This window comes from bacterium (genome assembly GCA_035370465.1).
Lineage (GTDB): Bacteria > Ratteibacteria > UBA8468 > B48-G9 > JAFGKM01 > JAGGVW01.
This window is the reverse complement of sequence record DAOOVW010000004.1, coordinates 1-22,144: the sequence shown is the minus strand read 5'-3', so window position 1 is coordinate 22,144 and position 22,144 is coordinate 1. Positions and strand designations below refer to the sequence as shown.

Below are 22,144 nucleotides of genomic sequence, written 5' to 3'. Positions count from 1 at the left end.
ACCTTCTCCCCGCTGGGGAGAAGGATAAAATCCCCCCTCTGTCTCTCCGCCAAAAAATTCGCCAAAAAACATTGTGTCTTTTATTTATAAATCAAATATAATTGTTGTTTTAAAAATACCATTTTCTTTTTTTATAGATATATTATGATATGTTGCTGCTTTTATTTCTCTTTCAAACTTATTTATTTTACCTGAATTCCCTTCTATTTTTATTTTAAGTTCCTTATTCATTTTTATTTCCAATTTTTTTATCTCCCAGAATTTGTTTTTTACATAGATATAATATATTAACTCATTTAAAAATTTTATCAATAATTCTTCTAAGGTATCTGCCTTAATTTCAAATTTTCCTTTTTCACCTGTTGTTTCTTTTTTAATTCCTGCAATTTCATATAGCCCTTTATAACTTTGAAAAAAAATTTCTTCTAATGAGTCACCTTCAACTTCAATTCCAATATCTGCTGTATGGTCAATTATCTTATACCTGCTCATTTTTTTCAACAAGAGCAATATCTGCTATTTCATCATTACTGCCTAAGTTTATTAGTTTTACTCCCATTGTATTTCTTCCAACTGCTCTTATTTCCTTGCAATCCATTCTTATTACAACACCATTTTTGGTGGTTAAAATCACTTCATCAGAGAGTTTAACACATTTCACCCCAACAATAGTCCCTATTTTTTCATTAACTTTTATATCAATAATTCCTTTACCTCCTCTTTTTTGTTTTCTATAGCGAGAAAGTATTGTTCTTTTACCATATCCCTTACTTGTTACTGTAAGAAGAGAAAGGTCCAATTCATTTTCAGAAAAAATCTCTCCTGCAACAACCTCATCATTTTCTTTTTTAAATCTTATTCCTGTTACTCCTATTGAACTTCTTCCTACATTTCTTACTTCTTTTTCACTAAATCTGATACAAAAACCATATTTTGTTGCAAGAAGTATATTTTGATTCCCATCGGTTACTTTAACATCTATTAATCTATCTCCTTCTCTTAAATTTATCCCTATTATTCCTCCTTTTCTTGGTCTACTATAAGCAATCAATGGTGTTTTTTTAACAAGTCCTTTCTTTGTTATCATTACAAGATATTTATCACTTGAAAATTCCTTAACAGGAATAGTTGCAGTAATTTTTTCTCCTGGGTCTATTTTAAGGAGATTAACAATTGGTTTTCCCTTTGAAGTTCTACTTCCTTCTGGGATTAAATAGCCCCTCAACCAGTACACCTTCCCTTTTTCAGAAAAGAAAAGTATTGTATCTAATGTTGAAGTTACAAAAAGGTGTTTTACATAGTCATCTTCTTTTGTTTTTGCTCCTATAAAACCCTTTCCTCCTCTTCTCTGTCTTTTGTAATATTCAAGTGAACTCCTCTTTATATATCCATCATTTGAAACAGTTACAATTATATCTTCATCTCTTACAAGGTCTATATCTTCAAATTCTTCAACTGGCCCACCTATTTCTGTCCTTCTTTTATCTGCATATTTTTTCTTTATTTCTTCAAACTCTTCTTTTATTATATTCTTTACTTTTTCAGGGTCAGCAAGAATTCCTTTTAATTTTTCTATTTCTTTTTCTGTTTCTTTACTTTCTGTTATAATTTTTTCTCTCTCCATACCTGTTAAACGGGAAAGAGACATTGCAAGGATTGCATTTGCCTGTTTTTCATCAATTTTGAAACTCCTTATCAGCCCATCTCTCGCGCTTTCAACATCTTTTGCCTTTCTTATTAACTGAATAACAGCATCTAAGTTATCAAGGGCAATTATAAGTCCGAGTAAGATGTGATATCTACTTTCTGCTTTTTTTAATAGAAAATTTGACCTTCTAATAATAACTTCTTTTCTATGGTCAAGAAAAAGAGAAAGCATCTGTTTTATATTTAAAAGACGCGGAACTTGATTTGATAAAGCAAGATTTATAATTCCATATGTTGTCTGAAGTTGAGTATTTTTATAAAGTTGATTAATAACAATTTCTTCATTTTCTCCTTTTTTAAGTTCAATTACAATTCTCATTCCTTCTTTATCCGATTCATCTCTTATTTCAGAAACTCCTTCTATTCTTTCTATTTCTGCAAGATGTGCTATTTGTTCAACAAGAGATGCCTTATTAACTTCATAGGGTATAGTTTTTATTATGATGCTCTTTTTGCCTTTGTCGTCTTCTTCAATTTCAATTTCTCCTCTTATTGTTATTATTCCTTTTCCTGTTTTATACGCTTTAATTATCCCTTCTTTGCCACAAATTATTCCTCCAGTTGGGAAATCAGGTCCAGGTAATATTTCCATTATTTCTTCAATTGTGGCATTTTCTTTCTTTAACAAAAATATCAAAGCATTAAGTACTTCTCCAATATTGTGTGGTGGTATATTTGTAGCCATACCAACAGCAATTCCAGAAGAACCATTTATTAGAAGATGTGGAACTTTACTTGGTAAAACAACTGGCTCTACTAATGATTCATCAAAGTTTGGGACAAAATCCACTGTGTCTTTATCAATGTCAGTAAGTATTTCCATCGCAATTGGTGCAAGTCGAACTTCGGTATATCGCATGGCGGCTGGTGGGTCTCCATCAATTGAACCAAAATTACCCTGTCCCTCTATAATTGGATATCTTAAAGTAAATGGTTGTGTCATTCTTGCGATTGCTTCATAAATTGCTGCATCACCATGTGGATGAAATTTACCCATTACTTCTCCAACTACTCTTGCTGATTTTTTAAATGGTTTTCCTGGTTCAAGCCCTAATTCAAGCATTCCATAAAGAATCCTTCTATGAACTGGTTTTAATCCATCTCTTACATCAGGTAATGCTCTACCAACAATAACACTCATAGCATAGTCCAGATAGGACTGCCTCATTTCTTCTTCAACACCAATATTTATAATTTTTTTCTCTTCCATTTCTTTTCCTTATATATCAAGATTTTTAACTTCTTTTGCAAATTTTTCTATAAATTCCTTTCTTGGTTCAACAGCATCTCCCATTAATGTTGTAAATATCTCTTCTGCTTTAATTGCATCTTCAATTGTAACTTTTTTTAAAGTCCTTATTTCAGGAGACATCGTTGTTTCCCATAGTTGTAAGGGATTCATTTCTCCAAGTCCTTTATACCTTTGAATAAATAAATTCTTTTTCCCTTTCTCTTTTAATGCTTCAAATATCTCTATTAAAGAATACCTTTCTTCTTCCTCATTTATTAGGATAAAACATTTGTTAAAAATTTCAGATGGTGCTATTTTAAATTCCTTAATTTTCTCAAGAATTTTTTCAAGTTGTCCTTTTTCATATATTTCTACAATTTTATAGTTTGACTTTTCGTCAGAAAATAGGTCAATTTCTTCATCTTTTTTACCAAGAAATTCAGATAGTTGTTTATAGTTATCAAAATAGTACTCTTTTTTATCTACATTATCTACTAAATAATATTGTGGGATTTTTTTGTTTTTCTGGTAATAATCAATTAAATTTTTAAATTTTATTCCTTTATTTTCAATTGTTCTTATTAACTCATTTAAATTTTTGCTAAGAGATAGAATTTCTCTAACTTTCTCCTCAACAATTTCAATATATTTTGAATCATAAGAAATTTTCATTTTTGCATTTTCTGTTGCAAAATCAATAAGAATATTATCCATTTCTTTCTCTGTTTCAACATAAATTTCTTTTTTACCTTTCTTTACTTTGTAAAGAGGTGGTTGAGCAATATAAATATATCCATGTTTTATTAGGTCAGTCATTTGTCTATAAAAAAAAGTCAAAAGTAATGTTCTTATATGAGAACCATCAACATCTGCATCAGTCATAATAATTATTTTTTTATATCTTGCTCTTGTTACATCAAATTCATCTCCAACTCCACCTCCAATTGCACTTATCATCATTTTTATTTCTTCGTTATTTAAGACCTTGTCAATTGCTGCTTTCTCAGTATTTATAATTTTCCCTTTTAGAGGAAGTATTGCTTGAAAGTTTCTGTCTCTACCCTGTTTTGCACTTCCACCTGCTGAATCTCCCTCAACAATAAAAAGTTCTCTGACTTCAGGGTCTTTTGAAGAACAATCAGCAAGTTTTCCTGGTAATGCCCCTGTTTCTGCAAGTTTTTTTCTTGTAATATCTCTGGCTTTTCTTGCTGCTTCTCTTGCTTTTGCTGTTGTGATACATTTATTCAGTATTGCCCTTGCTGGTTCAGGGTTTTCTTCTAAAAATGTAAAAATTTGATTGAAAGCAATACTATCTACAATAAACCTTATTTTTGAATTTCCAAGTTTTGTTTTTGTTTGCCCTTCAAATTGTGGTTCAGGAAGTTTAACACTTATTACAGCAGTCAATCCTTCTCTTACATCTTCACCACTCAAACTTATTTTATCAAGAAATCCATTATTTTTTCCATATTCGTTTATTGCTTTTGTTAAACCACTTTTAAACCCTGTAAGATGAGTGCCACCCTCTTTTGTATTAACATTATTTGCAAAAGAAAGGACTGTATCACTATATCCATCATTATACTGGAAAGAAAATTCACATTCAACATCTTCTTCAACTTTTTTACAATAAAATGGTTTTTCAAAAAGAACTTTTTTGTTTTTATTTAAAAACTGAACAAAAGAAACAATACCACCTTCAAATTTATACCTTTCTTTTAGTGCCTTCCTTTCATCTTCAAAAATAATCTCAAGCCCTGCATTTAAGAAAGCAAGTTCTTTAAACCTTCCAGTAAGTATATTCTCATCAAATTCAACTACTTCAAAGATTTTAGAGTCGGGTTTAAATGTAACCTTTGTTCCTGTTGTTTTTGTTTTTCCAATTACCTTTAATTGTGTTACAGGAATACCTTTTTCATATCTTTGATGATAAATATTACCATCTCTTTTAATTTCAACTTCTAAATATTCAGATAACGCATTTACAACTGAAACACCTACTCCATGCAGTCCCCCGGAAACACTATAAACTTTTCTATCAAACTTTCCACCAGCATGAAGAACTGTCATAACAACTTCAACTGCTGGTTTTTTTTCTGTTTTATGCATATCAATGGGTATCCCTCTTCCATTATCTTCCACTGTAACACTATTATCAGAATGGATAGTTATTTTTATTTTAGTACAATAACCTGCCATTGCCTCATCTATGCTATTATCAACTACTTCATATACAAGATGATGAAGTCCGCCAATTGAAGTGTCTCCAATATACATAGCAGGTCTTTTTCTGACTGCTTCAATTCCACTTAAAACCTGTATTGTTGTCGCATCATATTTGTTTTTTATATCATCCATAATTATCCTCCTATAACTCTACATTATACCTTTTTTAAAGCATATTTGTCAAATTAAATGTTAGGCATTTTCTTTTAATCATTGGTCAGAAAATTTTACTTATAGAAATTAAGTTGTAAAATTATATTGTGGAAAGTGGAATATACGAAGAGATAAAATATTTTAAAAGAGTAGGTTGTCAAACATATCAATTACTTGGTTGGCTCGGATATAAAAGAGAAGATGCATTTGAATTAGAGAATGGAAAATGGGAAATATATACAAAGAGAAATTTTATTTTCCCATATTTCGTTACAAATTATTCCTCACCAGTAAATAAATTTGTTGCAATTTATTTAAACAAAGAAAATTCAATAATTGTTTATGGTTCTTTTGAAAACATTCAAAAATTAAAAGAAAACCTTGAAATAGTCACAAAAACATTTTTCCCTGTAAAAAAGAAATTATTTTTTATTCCTTTAACACTTGTAGAAGAAAATGCACAGGACTATGGGTATATAAGGGGTGTCCTTTTAGGAATTGCTCTTTTTTTTGTTGATACTTTATATTCCTGGATTTTTAAATTGAGATATGGTATTTTTACCGGTTTTATTGATTTTATTAAAAATGTATATTATGGAGAGCCTGCACTTGCTATGGGAATAGGGGTTTTAGGGACAGGACTTTATTTTGGATTTCTTTTAATATTTATACCAATTTTATTAGGGAATATATATGTAAAAAAAGAAAAAAAATTAAGAGAAATTAAAATTAAAAATTTACCCGATGAAATCAAAGAATATGAATTTGGAGTAAAAGCAGAACGAGCACTTAAAGAAGAGTTTGAAATGATAATAGAGGAAAAGAAAAAAGAAAAAATGTATTGTGAAATAAATAAACTTTCATCAATTTCTAAGACGGATTTTGAAACATTGTATTTTGAGTTAAATCAGGGATTTCTTTCTGCTGAAGGACTGCTTAATTTTGTCAATATTTATAAAAACAAATTACAAAATTTACCAATTGAGAAATTTCTTGAAATTATTTCAGAATATAAAAAGGCATCAATAGAAAGTGAAATAAAAATCATCCCTTAAATGTGAAGTGAATTTGATAGAAACAAGTAAATAATTTGAATTATATATATAGAAATTTCTAAAATTTGTTTAAAATAATAGGAAGTAAGAATATAATGGCAAAAGTTCAAATAAATCAGAGAAAGATAGAATTTGGAGCAAATGTAGATTGCCCTTATTTATTCCCAAATTTATCACTAGTAATTACAAAACAAGAGAATTTATATAAAACAAAAGATAAAATATATTCAAAGTTTAGATATGAAAAATTAAATATCCTTATAAATAAATTTGGTCTTGAAAAGACATGGTATTCAATTTTAGCCACACATATTTATAATCTTCATCAACCTCGTTTTGATTATCTTTTAGTGCAAAAAGAGTTTTCTAATGCACCAATTTTAGATATAGATATACTTAATTCTATTTCTATTGGAGAAATTGCGACACTTTATGAATACTCTTTGTCTCTTTTAAATAATGATAGTAGAAAAAAACATGGACAATATTTTACTCCTGAGGATGTTGCTCAGGTAATGGCAGAAAAATCACTTTTTTTCCCAAAAAATAGAGTTTGGATAGACCCTTGTTCTGGGGTTGGCAATCTTTCTTTTTGGCTGGTTAAATTGCAGGAAACGGGTGAGGATTTTTTAACCAATCAACTTTATTTGATTGATAAAGATGCTTTAGCATTATTTATTGCTCGTACTTTATTCACCCTGGCATTTCAAAATAAGTCAAAAAATCTATTTCATGATATTGCTTCTCATTTTATTGTTACTGATTTTCTTTTCTCTTCAAATCTACCAGCATTTGATTTCGCTTTTTTAAATCCACCCTATGTAGAAGTAAAAAGTGATAACCGCTTTAAAACAGCAGAAGCACGCAATTTATATGCTTACTTTTTAGAAAAGATAATTACTCTATCAAATGGATTTATTTCTATTACGCCACAGACATTTACAAATGGACAACAATTCCGAACTTTGCGTGAATTACTTATAACAAAAATGCGAAACATTTCAATTTATTGTTTTGATAATGTTCCTGATACAATATTTAGAGGAATTAAATTTGGTTCAACTAATACCAATAAATCAAATAGTATAAGAGCTGCAATCACTGTTGCTAAATCCGAAAGTACATTAAATTCTTTTAAAATTACGCCTCTATTACGTTGGCGGACAACGGAACGCACAAAAATGCTGGAAAGTTTAGATAATTACCTAACCGATGTAGGAGTTAATGCAGATGTTTTTCCCAAAATTCAAAAAGAACTCTTACCTTTATACTATAAAGTAAAAAAGACAAAAAAATGTTTGGTAGATATTATTTCAACTTATCCAACAAAATATAAACTTATTGTTCCAACAACTCCAAGATATTTTATTTCAGCACTTAAAACAGAAGTTAATCGTTCCTCATTTAGAACTTTATATTTTTATAACAAAAAAGATTATAATCTTGCATATATACTTCTAAATAGCAGTTTCTTTTATTGGTGGTGGCGAATTAATGATGGGGGTATGACTATTTCAAAAAAAACTCTGCTTTCGCTACCAATTCCAGATAATATTTCAGCAGACCCAATTCTTATATCAAAAATTGAGAATTCCGAATTAACTAACAGGGTTGTCAAAAAAAATGCCGGGAAAAGTAGTGAGAATGTAAAACATAATATTGCTTTGATAGAAGAAATAAATCAAAAACTTTTTCCAGAGTTTGCATCAGTACTTAACTGTCTACATAATAATTCAATACTAAATGATAATATCAGGAAATTTATTGGATAAAATTATTGAAGCACTATCAAAAATGCCTATTGAGTGGGATGGACGCCAAATTTATTATATTGGGGAAAAAATAAGGTTCTTTCTTAAAAAAGTTGCAGTAATATTTGTAAGTTGTTGATTCTCATATACTTGTTAACTTCGTAAGTTAACAAAGGGGACTCCGTTTCTTGATTATTCCTAGAATTTCTATGTGTGGCGTATGAGGAAAAAGGTCAAAAGGAATTAATTTTTCAAGTTTATATCCTTCCTTTGACAATAAATTTATATCCCTTGAGAAAGTTGAAACATTGCAGGAAACATATATAAGTTTTGGTATTTCCATTTTTACCAATTTCATTAGTGCTTTATTTGTTAAACCACTTCTTGGAGGGTCAACAATTAAAGTATCAAAATTCCCTAAATTCTTATTACCAATAATTTTTTCAACCCTTCCACAATAAAATTTACAATTTTTAATTTTATTATTCTGACAGTTCTCTTCTGCAACTAATATATTTATCTCTTCTGAATCAATTCCTATAATTTCACCTGCCTTATTTGAAATAAAAACTTCAATTGTTCCTGTTCCACAATAAAGTCCTAACACTCTCTCCCCTTCTCCAATATTATTATAAATTTCTGAATAAAGAAGTTCTGCCCCTTTTGAATTTGGCTGGAAAAATGAATTAGGGGCAATTTTAAATTTAAAATCGCCTATTTTTTCTTCTATTTTTGTTTCTCCCCAGATATGGTGTTTTTTCTCAAAAGAGACAACATCTGATAACTGGTCATTTTCAACCCAGTAAAGACATTTAATTTCAGGGGCAACATCATTTATTTTTTCAACAAGTCCGGTGAAATCAATGTCTTTCCCACTCTTTGTAACAATAATTGCCATTGCTTCACCTGTATTTTTCCCCTCTCTTAAAACTAAATGTCTGAAAAATCCCTCTTTTTTGTATGGATTATAAGGTGGGAGTCCTGTTTTTTTTGCAAATTCAATAATTATTGGTGATATTTTTTCATAAAGAGGGCTGAAAATTAAACATTTCTCAATTGATACAACTTTCCATGTATATTTTTCAAAAGGAGAATTTCTTTCTCTCAAACCTAAATAAATTTCCTTATCCCCACCAAAAGAAAATTCCATTTTATTCCTGTAAAAATAAAGACAAGGAGAAGGGACTATTTCTGAAATTTCTCCTTTTCCTATATCTATACCTCCTATTTTTTCAAGTGTTTTCTTTATATAATTAAATTTTAAAGAAAGTTGTATTTGATATTGTAAATTTTGAAAAGAACATCCACCACAAATACCAAAATGAGGACATTCTGCTTGTTTTCTATATGGAGAGGGACTTAAAATTTCTACCACCTCTCCATAAGAAAAACTTTTCTCTCCTTTTTTTATTCTTACTTTTACAACATCTTTATAAGTAGCACCAGGAACAAAAACAACAAAATTTTCTTTTTTCCCGACACCCCAATTGTTAGGAAAAGCAATATCTGAAATTTCAATTTCTATCTCTGGCATTTCAAATTCCTCAATCATTTTTTTTAGTTTTTGAATAGGCAGTCCCACAACATTTTCATAACTTCCTTTTATTTTCTCTACAAACTTATCTCCTATTTCCTGAATTGCATATCCTCCTGCTTTATCTTTGAACTCATTTTTTTCTAAATATTCTTTTATATCTTCTTCAGAAATATTTTTAAACTTAACATAACTTATATCATAACCCGTTAAAAGTTTATTTTTATCTTTATTATAAATTGCAATTCCTGTTATAACTTTATGTTCTGTCCCTGAAAGTTCTTTCAGTATATTCATCGCTTCTTGATAATTTTGGGGTTTGCCAATAATTTTCCCTTTATATGAGACAATTGTATCAGCAGCAAGGACAATACAACCACTTCTTTTTTCTCCAACGCTTTTTGCCTTTAAGGTTGCTGCTGTTACTGCATATTTTATTGGGTCGTTTTCCTTTATTTTTTCTTCATCAACATCTGGTTCAACAATTTCAAAATCATCAATCACTCTTTTTAATAGTTCTTTCCTTCTTGGCGAACTTGAAGATAGTATATATTTCATTTTTCAAAAAGTCCTTTTTGTTTTTTACTCCATCTCAAATAGTCATAGAAATCAAAACCTTTATAATTGTTATTTTTTACCTTTCCCTGGGCAATTTCTTCAATACCACATGAAGGAAAATTACAACTAATACAATTCCCATTACAATCACAGGCAGGGGAAAATTTCTCTCCATCTCTTTTGTAAATAGGGATATTTATGCCTTCACAATTAACTGAACTACCAAATTCCTTATTAAGTCCATAAATTTTACCATCTTTTTTCTCAAATTCCATACATAAAGCAAAAGTAAGATTGTATTTATCACATAAATTTCTTAATAATGAAAAGACATTTTTTCTATAATCAATTTTTGAGTGTAAGGACGAACCAATTTTTTCAATATATAATTCCTCTAATTTTCTTTTTATTGACCTGCCAAATTTCTTCTCAATTTCTGTAAAAATTTCTTCTTTTTTAGAAATGTTTATATCTATAATACTGGCAATTATATGTTTTGCTCCACAATCTTTACTTCTTTTAATTATTTCTTCAAGGGTATCCTGGCTATCATTTATAAAAGGGATAATAGGGTCAATTCTACAAATCGAAAAAATATTATTTTTTGATAAATTCCTTATATTCTCAAAAAGTTTGTCTGTTTCTGCCCCTTTTTCCATCAATTTCTTTCTTAAATTCTCATCTATTGTTAAAATTGATACCTGCCCATAGCAATGAGGATGTCCTTTTATCATTTCAATTATATTTTCAGGTATTGTTTCTTTTGTTGTTATATTGACAGGTATATTTTTTGAAATTAGAAATTCAATTGTTTTTTCAGTTATTTTAAATATTTTTTCTGCTGGTTGAAATGGGTCTGAAACAGGAGATAAATAACAGGTAGAAATATAATTTAATTTTTCTATCTGCTTCTTTAAATTATCAACAAAATTTATATAAACAAATACCTTGCTTTCTTTTTTTGATAACTGAAACTTTCCAGGGTATCCACAGGTATAACAGAAAAAACAACCAATCTCACATCCAACATAAGGGTTTAAAAGGACTCTTTCAGAGGAACATTCTCTTTTACCTTTCCACCAGCCATGTATTTTTTTATCAGAGACAACTTCTATATATTCCATTATTGATATTCAGGATGCGTCCTTATTACAATTACCAGTTGCCAATATCATCTTTTGTATTTTTTTTACCATCAGGTCCAAATGAAAAAATTATATATGGAGTATTTTCATATTCTTCCTGTGGATATTTATAGATAATTGGATTATTCCATGCATCAACAATATTGCCTTCTTCATCTATATCCTGTTTTCTTAATCTTATGTATGGTCCTTTCCAATTTTCATCATCAATAGGTCCAACAAGAAATTGGTAAAGAACTTTGCTTCCAGTCCCATCTGATTCAGGATAATCTCCAAAATCGGTTTCATACATTGAAAGTGCTGCTTCAAGAGAATCAATCGTTGTCTTTGTTTTTGTAATCAGTCCTTTTAATCTCGCTTTATGTATTGCTGGCAACGAAAGAGATGCAATAATTGAGATAATTACAAGAACAACAAGAATTTCAATCAAAGATATTCCTTTTTTCATTCTTTTTTCCACCTTGTTCCATAAGGGGTATCTTCAATTATTATTCCTTTACTTTTTAGATAATCTCTTATTTCATCAGCCCTTTTATAATTTTTCTCTTTTCTTGCCTTTTCTCTTTCTTTTATCAATTCAGTATATTCTTCTGGAAGTTGCTTTTCTTTATAATTAAGAATACATAGAATATAATCAATTTCTTCAAGAAATTTTTTAATTTTTTCTGCTTGTTGATTAGATACCTTATATTCTGCTACTTTTTTATTCACATATTTTATAAAATTAAAAATTGATGCAATTGCAGGAGAAATATTCAGGTCATCATCTAAATTTTCAATAAATCCGTTTCTTGCTTTTTCTATTTCCTTTTCAATATCTTCGTCTTCTTTACCCTGACAGAAATTTAAGGAATTATAAAAATCATTATAATTTTTAATTGTGTTTTCTGCACCTTCTAATGATTTTTCAGTAAAGTTTAAAGGGTCTCTATAATGAGTTGTTAAAAGCAAGTATCTAATGGCAACTGGCTCATAATTTTTATTCAACAAGTCCCTTAATGTCCAAAAATTCCCTTTTGATTTTGACATTTTTTCATTATTTACAAGTAAATGAGCGCAATGTAACCAGTAATTCACAAATTTTTTACCTGTTGCTCCTTCGCTCTGTGCAATTTCATTTTCATGGTGAGGGAAAATATTATCAACACCCCCTGTATGAATATCAAATGTCTCTCCTAAATATTTCATACTCATTGCTGAACACTCAATATGCCATCCAGGTCTACCTTTCCCTAGTTCTGTTTCCCACCATACATCTTCATCCTCTTTTACACCTTTCCATAATGCAAAGTCCCTTACATCTTCTTTGCTATATTCATCTGTTTCTACTCTTGCCCCTGGTTTTACACTTTCTAATTCAATCCCTGAAAGTTTTCCATAGTTATGAAATTTTGAAATATCATAATAAATAGACCCATTTTTCCTATATGCATATCCTTTTTCCAATAACTTTTTTATAAGAGATACCATCTCTTCAATATGTTCAGTTGCTCTCGGTAAGAAATCTGGCTTTTTAATTCTCAATGTCTCCATATCTTCTAAAAAATAATTCAAATACCTATCAGTATATTCTTTCAAAGATATTCCTTCTTTTTTTGCTCCTTTTATTGTCTTATCATCTACATCTGTTATATTCATTACTCTTATTACCTTATAATTTCTGTATTCTAAATATCTATGGAGTAAGTCCTCAAAAATATAAGCACGAAAATTACCAATATGAGCAAAATCATAAACAGTTGGACCACAGGTGTACATTTTTACTATATTTTGTTCAATAGGTACAAATTCCTCTTTTTTCTTTGTCAGGGTATTAAAAAATTTAATCATTTTCCGCTATCTCTGTTATTCTTTTAACATCCGGGTCTGTAAAAATATCTGTCTCATCTAAACTTTGGGAAGAAAATTCAGAAACAATTGCTCCTTCTTTTCCTGCCTGAAACCAATGTAATGTATTCGGGACAATTGTATATTGTTGACCTGGTTTCAAAATAATCTCATTCCATACTGTAAAATATTTTTCTCTATCTTCTGGTAATTTTGCTTTTGGATTTTTAGCAGGAATACCAGGTACATAAAGATAAACTTCTCCATATCTACATCTAAATGTTTCCTGTTTACCGGGATTTGTTCTGGATATTGGAGGATGTTTATGTTCACAAACTGTCTGTCCAGGAATTAAAACCATTTCTTTTGCACAATACCTCTCATTGTTTACATAAACAATAATTTGCACTCCGTATTTCTCTGGTTCATTTAATCCATGGTCAACAACTTCCATATTTTTATATTCTTCTTCCGTTATAACAATTCCTGCTTTTTGAAGCATTTTATATGCTCTCTCTTTTAATTCTTCTGCCTTTTTTCTTGTAATCATTTTCTTGTCTCCTTATTAGTTATTCTTTTTAACCTCTTTATTACTTTTTCTTTCCCAAGAAATTCAAGAAGTTCAAAAATTCCAGGACCTCTCATTCTGCCACTTAATGCAACTCTTAATGGATGAAAAACATCTTTTGTTTTATATTTTTTTTCATCAAAGAATTTTTTTAATTGACTTTCTAATAAGTCCTTGTTAAAGTCAGAACATTCTTCTAAATAAGGTAAAAGTTCAGAAAGAATTTTTTTACTATTTTCGCCAAGGTATTCTTTTATACATTGTTCTTCGTAATTTATCTCATCAGTCAAAAAATAATCAATCCATAAAGGAATTTCTTTTAATGTTTTTACCTTTTCTCTATGCAGATATATAAGTTTTTTAATTTCTTCTTTCTTTTCCTCTGATAATGGTTCTTTTACAAGGCATGCTTTTTTTAAAAATGGTAAAGAAAGTTGGAATAATCTTTCTGGTGTTGAATTCCTGATATAATAACCATTCATCCATAATAATTTTTCAGGGTCAAATACAGCATTAGATTTATTACATCTTTCAATAGAAAATTCTGATATTAATTCTTCTTTTGTAAAAATTTCTTTTCCCTCTGTTATTCCAAATCCGAGTAAAGTGATATAGTTAAAAAATGCCTCTGGTAAATAGCCCTCCTGTTTATAAAACCTTACAGAAGTTGCACCATGTCTTTTACTTAAACGGGTTCTATCACTTCCAAGTGTCATTGACATATGAGCAAATTGAGGAATTTTTCCGCCTACTGCTTCAAATAACATTATATGTTTTGGAGTATTTGAAAGATGGTCTTCTCCTCTAATTACATGAGTTATTTCCATCAGAACATCATCAACGACAACTGCAAAATGAAAAGTAGGAGTATTATCTGGTTTCATTATAATAAAATCAGTTATAAAATCCGTTTCAAATTCAACTTCTCCTCTTATAAGGTCATTTACCTTAACCTTTTTCTTTTCAGGTACTTTAAATCTTAAAACATATTCTTTTCTTTCTTTCTCTAATTTTTCAATTTCTTCTTTTGTTAAATTTCTGCATTTTCCATCATATCCAGTTTCTTTTGTTCTTCCTTCAACTTCTTCTTTTGTGCAAAAACACTTATATGCTTTTCCCTCTTTCAATAGTTTTTCTGCAATATCTCTGTAAATAGATAATCTTTCTGATTGCCTGTATGGTCCAAATGGACCACCAATATCAGGACCTTCATCCCAATCAATTCCAACCCATTTAAGGTCTTCAATTATTCCTTCTTCATATTCTCTTTTTGACCTCTCTTTATCAGTATCTTCAATTCTCAATACAAATTTCCCTTTATTTTTTCTTGCAAAAAGATAATTAAAAAGGGCAGTTCTTGCATTTCCAATATGGAGATAACCTGTTGGACTTGGGGCAAATCTTACTCTTACCATTTTTCTCCTTTCATAGTGATTTTAACAGAATAAATAAGATAAGTAAAGTATGTGTATGCGTTTTAGTAGATTTTATTTAACAAAAACTACCAAAATAGAGAAAATTTGAAAAAATCCATGGTTTATTATTGAAATAAACTTCAACCCTATAATTTCCCTTTTCCTCAACAAAATATTCAAGAAATTTATCATTTTTTCTAACTATTACTTTCCCATTTTTTATAAGTTTTATTTCACCTTTAAAAGGCGTTTCTATAATTATTTTCTTCCCAAATTGCCCTTCATCCCCCATTAAAAAGTCCCCATTTTCTTCACCAAAATAAAATCCATCACTATTTTTTAAGTAATCATTGGAAAAATATAAATTTCCTCTTTTTAAACACTCAAATATCCTCTTAACATCATCCAATGAATTTCCTGACAAGTTTTCTTTTAAAAAAAGATGATTTCTTAAAATTTTAAATGTTGTTTCATAAAGAAAATTCTTTTTTATATCAAAAAATCTTAAAATTGGTGGAAGTAAATGGATATCAAGACCAGCAATAGCAGGAATTTTTCTTTTGTTTGAAATGCTATCCCACATTAAAACTGCCCTCTTATCAGGACCATTTAAGTTATCAGGAAAGGTAAAATACCTGAAAGGTAAATTAAATGGATTTGTAAAAGTTGCCCAATCAAAAAGCAATGACCATACCTCAACACAATCAAATTCGTTTTCCCAATTTTCCCATTCATAATTTTTCTTTTTTAAAGATAATCTATGCTCACCAAAAGGATGGGCAACTATTGTAAAAGCATTTTTATTTTTTACCTTATATATTATCTCCTGGATATTCTCTTTCTTCCTATACCACTCTTTTTCCCCGACAATTATTAGATGATTCTTTTTTCTTATATCATTTGTCTCCTGTCCAGAAATAATAAGTGTTTTCCCATAATAAGAATTAAAATTTAGAATTTCTTTATACTTATTTTCTTTTTCTGGCACATGACTTGTTAGAATGGCAAAATCAAGACCTGCACGGTTTGCATTCTCTGCGACTAACTTTATTCCTTTCTCAAAAAATTTAATAGGAAAATGTATATGAATACATCCTGCAATTTTATAATATCTTGACATTATTTTATCCTTTAAGTATTATTTTAACACAAATTGATAAGTACAGGCCCCATCGTCTAGAGGCCAAGGACAGGTGGTTCTCAGCCATCAGACACGGGTTCAAATCCCGTTGGGGCTATTTTTATAATAAACTGGGTATAAAAAAGTTAGCAGAAATTAGAAGGGAAATATAAAAGAGGATTAAAATTCATTCACTCTGAAAAACCTTAATATATTTTATTTTCTCCTCTTTTGATAGGCCAAACCATTTTTCAATAGAAATCGGGACTATTATTTCTTTATTTCCTACATTAAGAATTGTCTTTTCTTTTAATTTTGTTCCTAAAACATTGTAATAAAAAATTGTCTTTATTTCAATACCTGGTATGTCCCTGTCTTTCTTTGGAGTTGTTGTATATTTAAAAAGAGGAAATTTTATAAATCCAATAAAAAGTATAAAAAGAAAAAGTGGAATAAACAATATTTTTTTATTAAATTTAGCATTTACATTTGCAGTAATATCTTTATGTTTATAAGTACTTTCTTTATATTTTTCATTAGATTCTTCTTTTTTAAAAGATGCCTTTTTTTCAGGTTTTTTAATATCTTTTTTTTCTAAAATTTCATCTTCCTCTACTATCTCTTCTGCTCCTTTTAGATAAATATCTAATTCGTTTTGAAGTTTATTGATATTTTCATCAATTGACCCCTTTTTTTTAATTTCAAACTTATTGTAAAACGATTTTCTCTTTTTCTCCATTTAATCTCCTAAAATTTTATTATTAAAGTCGGTAGAATTCCCACAAAAAAATTTACAAAAGCAAAATCAGTGGTATAATTATACCATATTTTATTCTTCACATTAAACAGGAAAAGGAGAGAGGATGAGAATAGTCGTATGCATAAAACAGGTTCCAGAGTCACTTGATGTAAAAATAGATCCCGAAACAAAAAGAATTGTTAGAGAAGGAGTAAAAAGTATTATAAACCCTTATGACACCTATGCTATTGAAGAAGGAATACGATTGAAAGAGAGGTTTGGGGGAGAAGTATTGGCAATTTCTATGGGCCCTTTTCAGGCAGAAGAAGCATTAAAAGAAGCAATTGCGATGGGAGTTGATGATGGTTTTTTGCTTACTGATAAAAAATTTGGTGGAAGTGATACATTAGCGACATCTTTTACTTTAAGTTGTGGAATAAAAAAAACTGGTAATTTTGATATAATAATATGCGGAAGAGAAACCCTTGATGGAAGTACCGGACAGGTTGGACCTGAAATTGCTGAATTTCTTAAAATCCCTTATATAACTTTTGTAAGTAAAATTGAGAATATTTCTGATAATATTATTTATTGCACAAGATTAATGGAAGACCACTATGAAAAGGTAATGGCAAAACTCCCTGTTTTAATAACAGTTGTAAAGGAAATAAATGAACCAAGAATTCCCTCATTAAAAGGACTATTAAAAGCAAAAAAGGCAGAAATTAAAAGAATAACTGCTGACCAGTTAGGCGAAGATGAGAGATTTTTTGGACAGGATGGTTCTCCAACAAGAGTTATTGATGTATGGACACCTGAAATAAAAAAAGAAGGTAAAAAAATTGAGGGTGAGCCAGAATATTTAACTGATGAAATAATAAAACAACTTAAAACATTGGGAGTAGTATAATGATAAAAATAATTTATGAAAAATGTAATTTATGTAAAAATTGTATTGAAAGTTGCCCATTTGGTGCACTTGAAATAAAAGAAAATAAAATCAATATAAATGAAAAATGTACCCTTTGTGGATTATGTATAAAGAACTGTCCTGAACAGGCACTTTATAAAGAAGAAAAAGAAATAAAAATTGATACATCTGATTATAAAGGAATATGGTTTTTTGCTGAAACAAGAGAAAAAGGAATTTCTTCTGTTTCTTATGAAATGCTTTCTGCCTGTTTGAAACTAAAAGAAAAATTAAATGAAGAAATATCAGGAGTTCTTTTAGGCGGAGATGTGTCCTCTTTTGCTTCTCAACTAATAGAAAGGGGATGTGATAATGTTTATATTGTGGAAAATGAAAAACTACAGACATTCAAAGAACAAACTTTTGCTGATGCATTTTCTAAACTTATTAAAAAATACAAGCCAAGTATTGTCATTGCTGCTGCTACAATGATTGGAAGGTCATTTATACCTTTTACTGCTGCAAGAATAAAAACAGGACTTACTGCTGACTGTACAGATATTGATATTGATGAAGAAACAGGGCTATTAGTTCAGACAAGACCAACTTTTGGTGGAAATTTAATGGCAAGAATTATATGTAAAAATCATCGTCCTCAAATGGCAACAATAAGACCAAAAATTTTCTCTCCTGCAGAAGTAATTGATGGGAAAGAAGGGAAAATAATTAAAGAAAATATTGAGATTGATATAGAAGAAAATGTTGAAGTTATTGGTAGAGAAAGAGTTGAAAATGTTGTTGACTTACAGGAAGCAGAAATAATTATTTCTGGTGGAAGAGGAATAAAAGCAGCAGAAAATTTTTCCCTTATAAGGGAACTTGCAGGACTTTTAGGGGCAGCAGTTGGTTCTTCTCGTGCTGCTGTTGATTCTGGTTGGATACCCTATCCTCACCAGGTTGGGCAAACTGGAAAAACTGTAAAACCCAAAATTTATATTGCATGTGGAATTTCAGGAGCAATTCAACATCTTGCAGGTATGCAAACATCTGACTATATTATTGCAATAAATAAAGACCCTGATGCACCTATATTTAAAGTTGCAAATTTAGGAATTGTTGGAGATGTTTTTGAAATTTTACCTTTACTTATTAAAAAATTAAAACAAATAAAAGGAGGATAAAAATGAACCTCGGACTTTTGTATGCTTTAATTGGAGCAGGACTTGCTATATTTTTGTGTGGTACTGGTTCAAGTATTGGAATTGGTTATTCAGGTAGTGCAGCAAATGGTGTTCTTTCAGAAGAGCCGGAAAAATTTGGAACAATGTTATTGCTTGTTGCTCTTCCAGGGACACAGGGAATTTATGGGTTTTTGACTGGATTTCTTATAATGATGAAAGTCGGAATCCTTGGAGGGCAAATAGTAACAGTTTCTCCATCTGCTGGTCTACAAATTCTTCTTTCATGTTTGCCAATAGCAATTTCAGGACTTACTTCTGCAATATATCAGGGAAGGGTATGTGCTGCTGGAATATCTGTTGCTTCAAAACATCCAGAAGCAAGTATGAGGGCAATGGTTTATGCAGCAATGGTTGAAACATATGCTGTTTTAGGACTTGTTGCTTCAATTTTTTTACTTTTTGTAGTAAAAATATAAAATGGAAAACCTTATTAAAAAATTGATGGAAGAAGCAGAAGAAAAAAGGAAAAAAATAATTGACGAGGCACAAAGTGTTTTGAATTCTGAATGGGAAAAGAAAAAATTTCTTATTGAAAAAGAATATGAAGAAAAATTAAAAAAAATGAAAGAAACAATTGATAAAGAGATAGAAAATGAAATTATTAACTTTAAAATTGAAAAAAATAAAGAAATTCTTTCCTTTAAAAATCAATTGATAGATAAATGTGAAGAAAAAATAAAAAATAAATTTAATGAATATCTTAACAAAAATATTGGAGAAATTATATTTCAAATATTACAAACAATAAATGATAAAAAAGTAAAAATTTTAGTTCCTGAAAATGTAAATTTAAAAATTGATGGATATGAAGTTATAAAAGAAAAACATTTAGAAGATAAATTTTTAATTGAAGGAGAGAATAGTGATATTGAGTTTTCCTGGGAAAATATTAAAAAGACAATTGGTCAGGAACTAAGAAAAGAAGTTGCAGAAAAATTATTTAATGGAAAAGAAAAAGGAATTTGAGGAATTAGAAGAAGAAAGTAGAAATTGTCAAAGATGTAAATTATATAAAGGTAGGACAAATGTTGTTTTTGGAAAAGGAAGTATTGATACCAGAATTTTATTTATAGGGGAAGGTCCTGGTTTTAATGAAGATAAAAAAGGCATTCCTTTTTGTGGAAAAGCAGGAGAAATTCTTGACTTACTTCTTTCGTCAATTAACTTAAAAAGAGATGATGTTTATATAACAAATATAGTTAAATGTAGGCCCCCTAACAATAGAGACCCAGAGGATGAAGAAATAAAAAGTTGTTCTTATTTCTTATCAAAACAAATTGAACTAATAAAACCAGAAATTATTGTCCCTCTTGGAAGACATTCAATGAGAGAAATTTTTAACAGATTTTCAATAGATGAGACAGGAGCAATAAGTAAGGTGCATGGAAATATTTATGAAAAAAAAGGTGTCTTTATATTGCCACTTTATCATCCTGCTGTTGCTGTTTATAATCCAGACAGATATTTACTTCTTAAAAAGGACTTTGAAAAAATAAGAGAGTTGATAGAAAGAAAAAAGTACTATAATAAAGAAGGTGAAGAAAATGGATATTTATTCTGAAAGTGGAAGAATTAAGGCACTTGAAAAAAAATTTCTAACATCCAAACAGGTACAAAGTATAATAGAGGCAAAAAATATAGGAGAGGTTATTTCAATATTAGAAAAGTCATTTTATAAATTTCCTTCACCAATTTTAAATACAGAAGAAATTATTGAATTACTTGATAAAGAGAGAAATTTTATTTATGAAGAAATAGAAAAAATTTCTCCTGATATTTTGAGAATTTTTCTCCTAAAAAATGATTTTTTTAATTTGAGGATTATTTTAGAAAATAAAAGTAATTATGTTTTACCATGTAATTTACCCGGTCAGATTTTGAAAGGATATATTGAAGGAAATAAAGGGAATATACCTGATTTTTTAAAGAAAGGGGTTAAAATAGTAAAATCAGAAAAAAATATAGAAGAAAAATTACTTGACCTGAAAAATGAGTATTATATTCAACTATATAATTTATTAACTGCATTTAATTCTTCCTTTATTGAAAAATATGGGAAAATTGAAATTGACTTTGCTAACCTTTCTACTTTTATTTTAAAAAAGAAAAAAGGAGAAAAAATAGTATCATCCTTTTTTATTAGAAACGGAAATACAAGGGCAGAAAAATTTTTAAATGAAGAGGCAATTTTAAAATCCCTTACAAAAGAATATAAAATTACAGATACTTTTATAAATGAAGAAAATTTTGAAATTATAAGATACAAAGCAATAATGAACTATATAAAAGAAGGCAAAATTATTCCCTATGGAATTGAAGTAATTTTCTCTTATTTTATCGCAAGAGAAATTGAGGCAGACATAATACAAAAATTACTTATCAGTAAATTTTATAACATAGATGAGAATATATTAAAAAAACAGCCAGTTATTGTCTATCAGTGGAAATAAAAATAATTTCAAAAGAGATAGTAAAAAAGCAATATTATTTCAATCCCCAAATCTTCATAGTTGTGGCTATATTGTTGACATACTTGATGGTTTAATTGAAAGTAAATTGAATGTTATACAGATGGACCAACAGGAAAATATGGATGTGGAAAATTTAAGTAATAGGTTTGGAGGGCATATATGTTTCTGATGTCCTGTTGATATTCAAAGTGTTATGATAAATGGAACATTGGATGATGTTAGAAATTATGCAAAAAAACTAATTTATTATTTTGGAAAATTTAATGGTGGATTTATTGCAAAATGGTATCCATCTCCACAAGCAATTGGCCATAGTTGGGAAAAAATAAAAGTTATGGTAAAAACATTTATTAAATATGGAAGTTCATTTTATAGGTAGTGTCAAAAAAAAGATGAAATCGTCCCTCACCTATACCCCTCAGGCGTAGCCCTACGGGCGAGCCTCTCCCCGCAGGGGAGAGGGAAGAAAGGAAGGAAGGAGGGAAATAGGGGG

22 protein-coding genes and 1 tRNA gene are annotated in these 22,144 nt (G+C 29.2%); 12 read left to right on the top strand and 11 right to left on the bottom strand.

The window, feature by feature from the left end:
• Positions 1 to 84: 84 nt before the first annotated feature.
• The 3 genes from PLW95_01055 to gyrB are packed head-to-tail and all read right to left on the bottom strand — an operon-like array spanning position 85 to position 5,296.
• Positions 85 to 492: an archease gene (locus PLW95_01055; GenBank protein ID HOV21257.1), complete on the bottom strand. Its 408-nt coding sequence runs from the start codon at positions 490 to 492 to the stop codon at positions 85 to 87.
• Positions 479 to 2,917, bottom strand: a complete 2,439-nt coding sequence (gyrA, locus tag PLW95_01050; GenBank protein HOV21256.1) for a DNA gyrase subunit A — start codon at positions 2,915 to 2,917, stop codon at positions 479 to 481. Before gyrA ends, PLW95_01055 begins: the two co-directional genes overlap by 14 nt.
• A 9-nt stretch (positions 2,918 to 2,926) precedes the next feature.
• On the bottom strand, positions 2,927 to 5,296 hold the full coding sequence (gene gyrB / locus PLW95_01045) for a DNA topoisomerase (ATP-hydrolyzing) subunit B (protein ID HOV21255.1): 2,370 nt from the start codon (positions 5,294 to 5,296) through the stop codon (positions 2,927 to 2,929).
• A 128-nt stretch (positions 5,297 to 5,424) separates the two neighbouring features.
• On the opposite strand from gyrB, the gene PLW95_01040 reads away from it, so the two are divergent.
• The 3 genes from PLW95_01040 to PLW95_01030 all read left to right on the top strand — a co-directional run bounded on the left by PLW95_01040 (position 5,425) and on the right by PLW95_01030 (position 8,262).
• Positions 5,425 to 6,372: a hypothetical protein gene (locus tag PLW95_01040; GenBank protein ID HOV21254.1), complete on the top strand. Its 948-nt coding sequence runs from the start codon at positions 5,425 to 5,427 to the stop codon at positions 6,370 to 6,372.
• Between the two features lie 95 nt (positions 6,373 to 6,467).
• Positions 6,468 to 8,144 carry an N-6 DNA methylase gene (locus PLW95_01035; GenBank protein ID HOV21253.1) on the top strand — a complete coding sequence of 559 codons (1,677 nt, stop codon included), beginning with the start codon at positions 6,468 to 6,470 and terminating at the stop codon, positions 8,142 to 8,144.
• Positions 8,137 to 8,262: a hypothetical protein gene (locus tag PLW95_01030; protein HOV21252.1), complete on the top strand. Its 126-nt coding sequence runs from the start codon at positions 8,137 to 8,139 to the stop codon at positions 8,260 to 8,262. Before PLW95_01035 ends, PLW95_01030 begins: the two co-directional genes overlap by 8 nt.
• Before the next feature lie 27 nt (positions 8,263 to 8,289).
• On the opposite strand, the gene rlmD is transcribed toward PLW95_01030, so the two are convergent.
• The 7 genes from rlmD to PLW95_00995 form a co-directional block, all read right to left on the bottom strand.
• Positions 8,290 to 10,215: a 23S rRNA (uracil(1939)-C(5))-methyltransferase RlmD gene (rlmD, locus tag PLW95_01025; protein ID HOV21251.1), complete on the bottom strand. Its 1,926-nt coding sequence runs from the start codon at positions 10,213 to 10,215 to the stop codon at positions 8,290 to 8,292.
• Positions 10,212 to 11,339 carry a radical SAM protein gene (locus PLW95_01020; GenBank protein HOV21250.1) on the bottom strand — a complete coding sequence of 376 codons (1,128 nt, stop codon included), beginning with the start codon at positions 11,337 to 11,339 and terminating at the stop codon, positions 10,212 to 10,214. The genes rlmD and PLW95_01020 overlap by 4 nt, the downstream gene beginning before the upstream one ends.
• A gap of 31 nt (positions 11,340 to 11,370) precedes the next feature.
• Positions 11,371 to 11,808, bottom strand: a complete 438-nt coding sequence (locus PLW95_01015) for a type II secretion system protein GspG (protein HOV21249.1) — start codon at positions 11,806 to 11,808, stop codon at positions 11,371 to 11,373.
• Positions 11,805 to 13,190: a cysteine--tRNA ligase gene (gene cysS, locus PLW95_01010; GenBank protein HOV21248.1), complete on the bottom strand. Its 1,386-nt coding sequence runs from the start codon at positions 13,188 to 13,190 to the stop codon at positions 11,805 to 11,807. Before cysS ends, PLW95_01015 begins: the two co-directional genes overlap by 4 nt.
• Positions 13,183 to 13,737 carry a D-lyxose/D-mannose family sugar isomerase gene (locus PLW95_01005; GenBank protein HOV21247.1) on the bottom strand — a complete coding sequence of 185 codons (555 nt, stop codon included), beginning with the start codon at positions 13,735 to 13,737 and terminating at the stop codon, positions 13,183 to 13,185. The genes cysS and PLW95_01005 overlap by 8 nt, the downstream gene beginning before the upstream one ends.
• Positions 13,734 to 15,170, bottom strand: a complete 1,437-nt coding sequence (gene gltX, locus PLW95_01000) for a glutamate--tRNA ligase (protein ID HOV21246.1) — start codon at positions 15,168 to 15,170, stop codon at positions 13,734 to 13,736. The genes PLW95_01005 and gltX overlap by 4 nt, the downstream gene beginning before the upstream one ends.
• Before the next feature lie 76 nt (positions 15,171 to 15,246).
• Positions 15,247 to 16,290: a hypothetical protein gene (locus tag PLW95_00995; protein HOV21245.1), complete on the bottom strand. Its 1,044-nt coding sequence runs from the start codon at positions 16,288 to 16,290 to the stop codon at positions 15,247 to 15,249.
• A gap of 45 nt (positions 16,291 to 16,335) precedes the next feature.
• Between PLW95_00995 and PLW95_00990 the strand changes: the two genes are divergently transcribed.
• Positions 16,336 to 16,408, top strand: a tRNA-Glu gene (locus tag PLW95_00990).
• Between the two features lie 69 nt (positions 16,409 to 16,477).
• On the opposite strand, the gene PLW95_00985 is transcribed toward PLW95_00990, so the two are convergent.
• Entirely contained in the window at positions 16,478 to 17,029 is a 552-nt protein-coding gene (locus PLW95_00985; protein HOV21244.1) for a hypothetical protein, read from the bottom strand.
• A gap of 124 nt (positions 17,030 to 17,153) precedes the next feature.
• Between PLW95_00985 and PLW95_00980 the strand changes: the two genes are divergently transcribed.
• The 8 genes from PLW95_00980 to PLW95_00945 are packed head-to-tail and all read left to right on the top strand — an operon-like array spanning position 17,154 to position 22,030.
• Complete coding sequence (locus tag PLW95_00980) at positions 17,154 to 17,939, top strand: electron transfer flavoprotein subunit beta/FixA family protein (GenBank protein ID HOV21243.1); 786 nt, start codon at positions 17,154 to 17,156, stop codon at positions 17,937 to 17,939.
• Positions 17,939 to 19,120, top strand: coding sequence for an FAD-binding protein (locus PLW95_00975; GenBank protein HOV21242.1), 1,182 nt, complete (start codon positions 17,939 to 17,941; stop codon positions 19,118 to 19,120). The genes PLW95_00980 and PLW95_00975 overlap by 1 nt, the downstream gene beginning before the upstream one ends.
• Before the next feature lie 2 nt (positions 19,121 to 19,122).
• Positions 19,123 to 19,596, top strand: coding sequence for a V-type ATP synthase subunit K (locus PLW95_00970; protein HOV21241.1), 474 nt, complete (start codon positions 19,123 to 19,125; stop codon positions 19,594 to 19,596).
• A gap of 1 nt (position 19,597) precedes the next feature.
• Positions 19,598 to 20,146, top strand: coding sequence for a hypothetical protein (locus PLW95_00965; protein ID HOV21240.1), 549 nt, complete (start codon positions 19,598 to 19,600; stop codon positions 20,144 to 20,146).
• The gene (locus PLW95_00960; protein ID HOV21239.1) at positions 20,124 to 20,741 is read left to right on the top strand and encodes a uracil-DNA glycosylase; all 618 of its coding nucleotides are present in this window, start codon (positions 20,124 to 20,126) and stop codon (positions 20,739 to 20,741) included. The genes PLW95_00965 and PLW95_00960 overlap by 23 nt, the downstream gene beginning before the upstream one ends.
• Entirely contained in the window at positions 20,725 to 21,630 is a 906-nt protein-coding gene (locus tag PLW95_00955) for a V-type ATPase subunit (protein HOV21238.1), read from the top strand. The genes PLW95_00960 and PLW95_00955 overlap by 17 nt, the downstream gene beginning before the upstream one ends.
• Positions 21,611 to 21,820, top strand: a complete 210-nt coding sequence (locus PLW95_00950; protein HOV21237.1) for a hypothetical protein — start codon at positions 21,611 to 21,613, stop codon at positions 21,818 to 21,820. The genes PLW95_00955 and PLW95_00950 overlap by 20 nt, the downstream gene beginning before the upstream one ends.
• Before the next feature lie 24 nt (positions 21,821 to 21,844).
• On the top strand, positions 21,845 to 22,030 hold the full coding sequence (locus PLW95_00945) for a hypothetical protein (protein ID HOV21236.1): 186 nt from the start codon (positions 21,845 to 21,847) through the stop codon (positions 22,028 to 22,030).
• Positions 22,031 to 22,144: the final 114 nt, after the last annotated feature.

Bases quoted from the DNA above. Each gene is read 5' to 3' on its own strand.
- rlmD (HOV21251.1), bottom strand. From the start codon at position 10,215: ATGAAATATATACTATCTTCAAGTTCGCCAAGAAGGAAAGAACTATTA.
- PLW95_00955 (HOV21238.1), top strand. From the start codon at position 20,725: ATGGATATTTATTCTGAAAGTGGAAGAATTAAGGCACTTGAAAAAAAA.
- PLW95_01020 (HOV21250.1), bottom strand. From the start codon at position 11,339: ATGGAATATATAGAAGTTGTCTCTGATAAAAAAATACATGGCTGGTGG.
- gyrA (HOV21256.1), bottom strand. From the start codon at position 2,917: ATGGAAGAGAAAAAAATTATAAATATTGGTGTTGAAGAAGAAATGAGG.
- PLW95_00995 (HOV21245.1), bottom strand. From the start codon at position 16,290: ATGTCAAGATATTATAAAATTGCAGGATGTATTCATATACATTTTCCT.
- PLW95_01005 (HOV21247.1), bottom strand. From the start codon at position 13,737: ATGATTACAAGAAAAAAGGCAGAAGAATTAAAAGAGAGAGCATATAAA.
- PLW95_00975 (HOV21242.1), top strand. From the start codon at position 17,939: ATGATAAAAATAATTTATGAAAAATGTAATTTATGTAAAAATTGTATT.
- PLW95_00945 (HOV21236.1), top strand. From the start codon at position 21,845: ATGATAAATGGAACATTGGATGATGTTAGAAATTATGCAAAAAAACTA.
- PLW95_00985 (HOV21244.1), bottom strand. From the start codon at position 17,029: ATGGAGAAAAAGAGAAAATCGTTTTACAATAAGTTTGAAATTAAAAAA.
- cysS (HOV21248.1), bottom strand. From the start codon at position 13,190: ATGATTAAATTTTTTAATACCCTGACAAAGAAAAAAGAGGAATTTGTA.
- PLW95_00965 (HOV21240.1), top strand. From the start codon at position 19,598: ATGGAAAACCTTATTAAAAAATTGATGGAAGAAGCAGAAGAAAAAAGG.
- PLW95_01035 (HOV21253.1), top strand. From the start codon at position 6,468: ATGGCAAAAGTTCAAATAAATCAGAGAAAGATAGAATTTGGAGCAAAT.
- PLW95_01055 (HOV21257.1), bottom strand. From the start codon at position 492: ATGAGCAGGTATAAGATAATTGACCATACAGCAGATATTGGAATTGAA.
- PLW95_00970 (HOV21241.1), top strand. From the start codon at position 19,123: ATGAACCTCGGACTTTTGTATGCTTTAATTGGAGCAGGACTTGCTATA.
- PLW95_00960 (HOV21239.1), top strand. From the start codon at position 20,124: ATGGAAAAGAAAAAGGAATTTGAGGAATTAGAAGAAGAAAGTAGAAAT.
- gltX (HOV21246.1), bottom strand. From the start codon at position 15,170: ATGGTAAGAGTAAGATTTGCCCCAAGTCCAACAGGTTATCTCCATATT.
- gyrB (HOV21255.1), bottom strand. From the start codon at position 5,296: ATGGATGATATAAAAAACAAATATGATGCGACAACAATACAGGTTTTA.
- PLW95_01015 (HOV21249.1), bottom strand. From the start codon at position 11,808: ATGAAAAAAGGAATATCTTTGATTGAAATTCTTGTTGTTCTTGTAATT.
- PLW95_00980 (HOV21243.1), top strand. From the start codon at position 17,154: ATGAGAATAGTCGTATGCATAAAACAGGTTCCAGAGTCACTTGATGTA.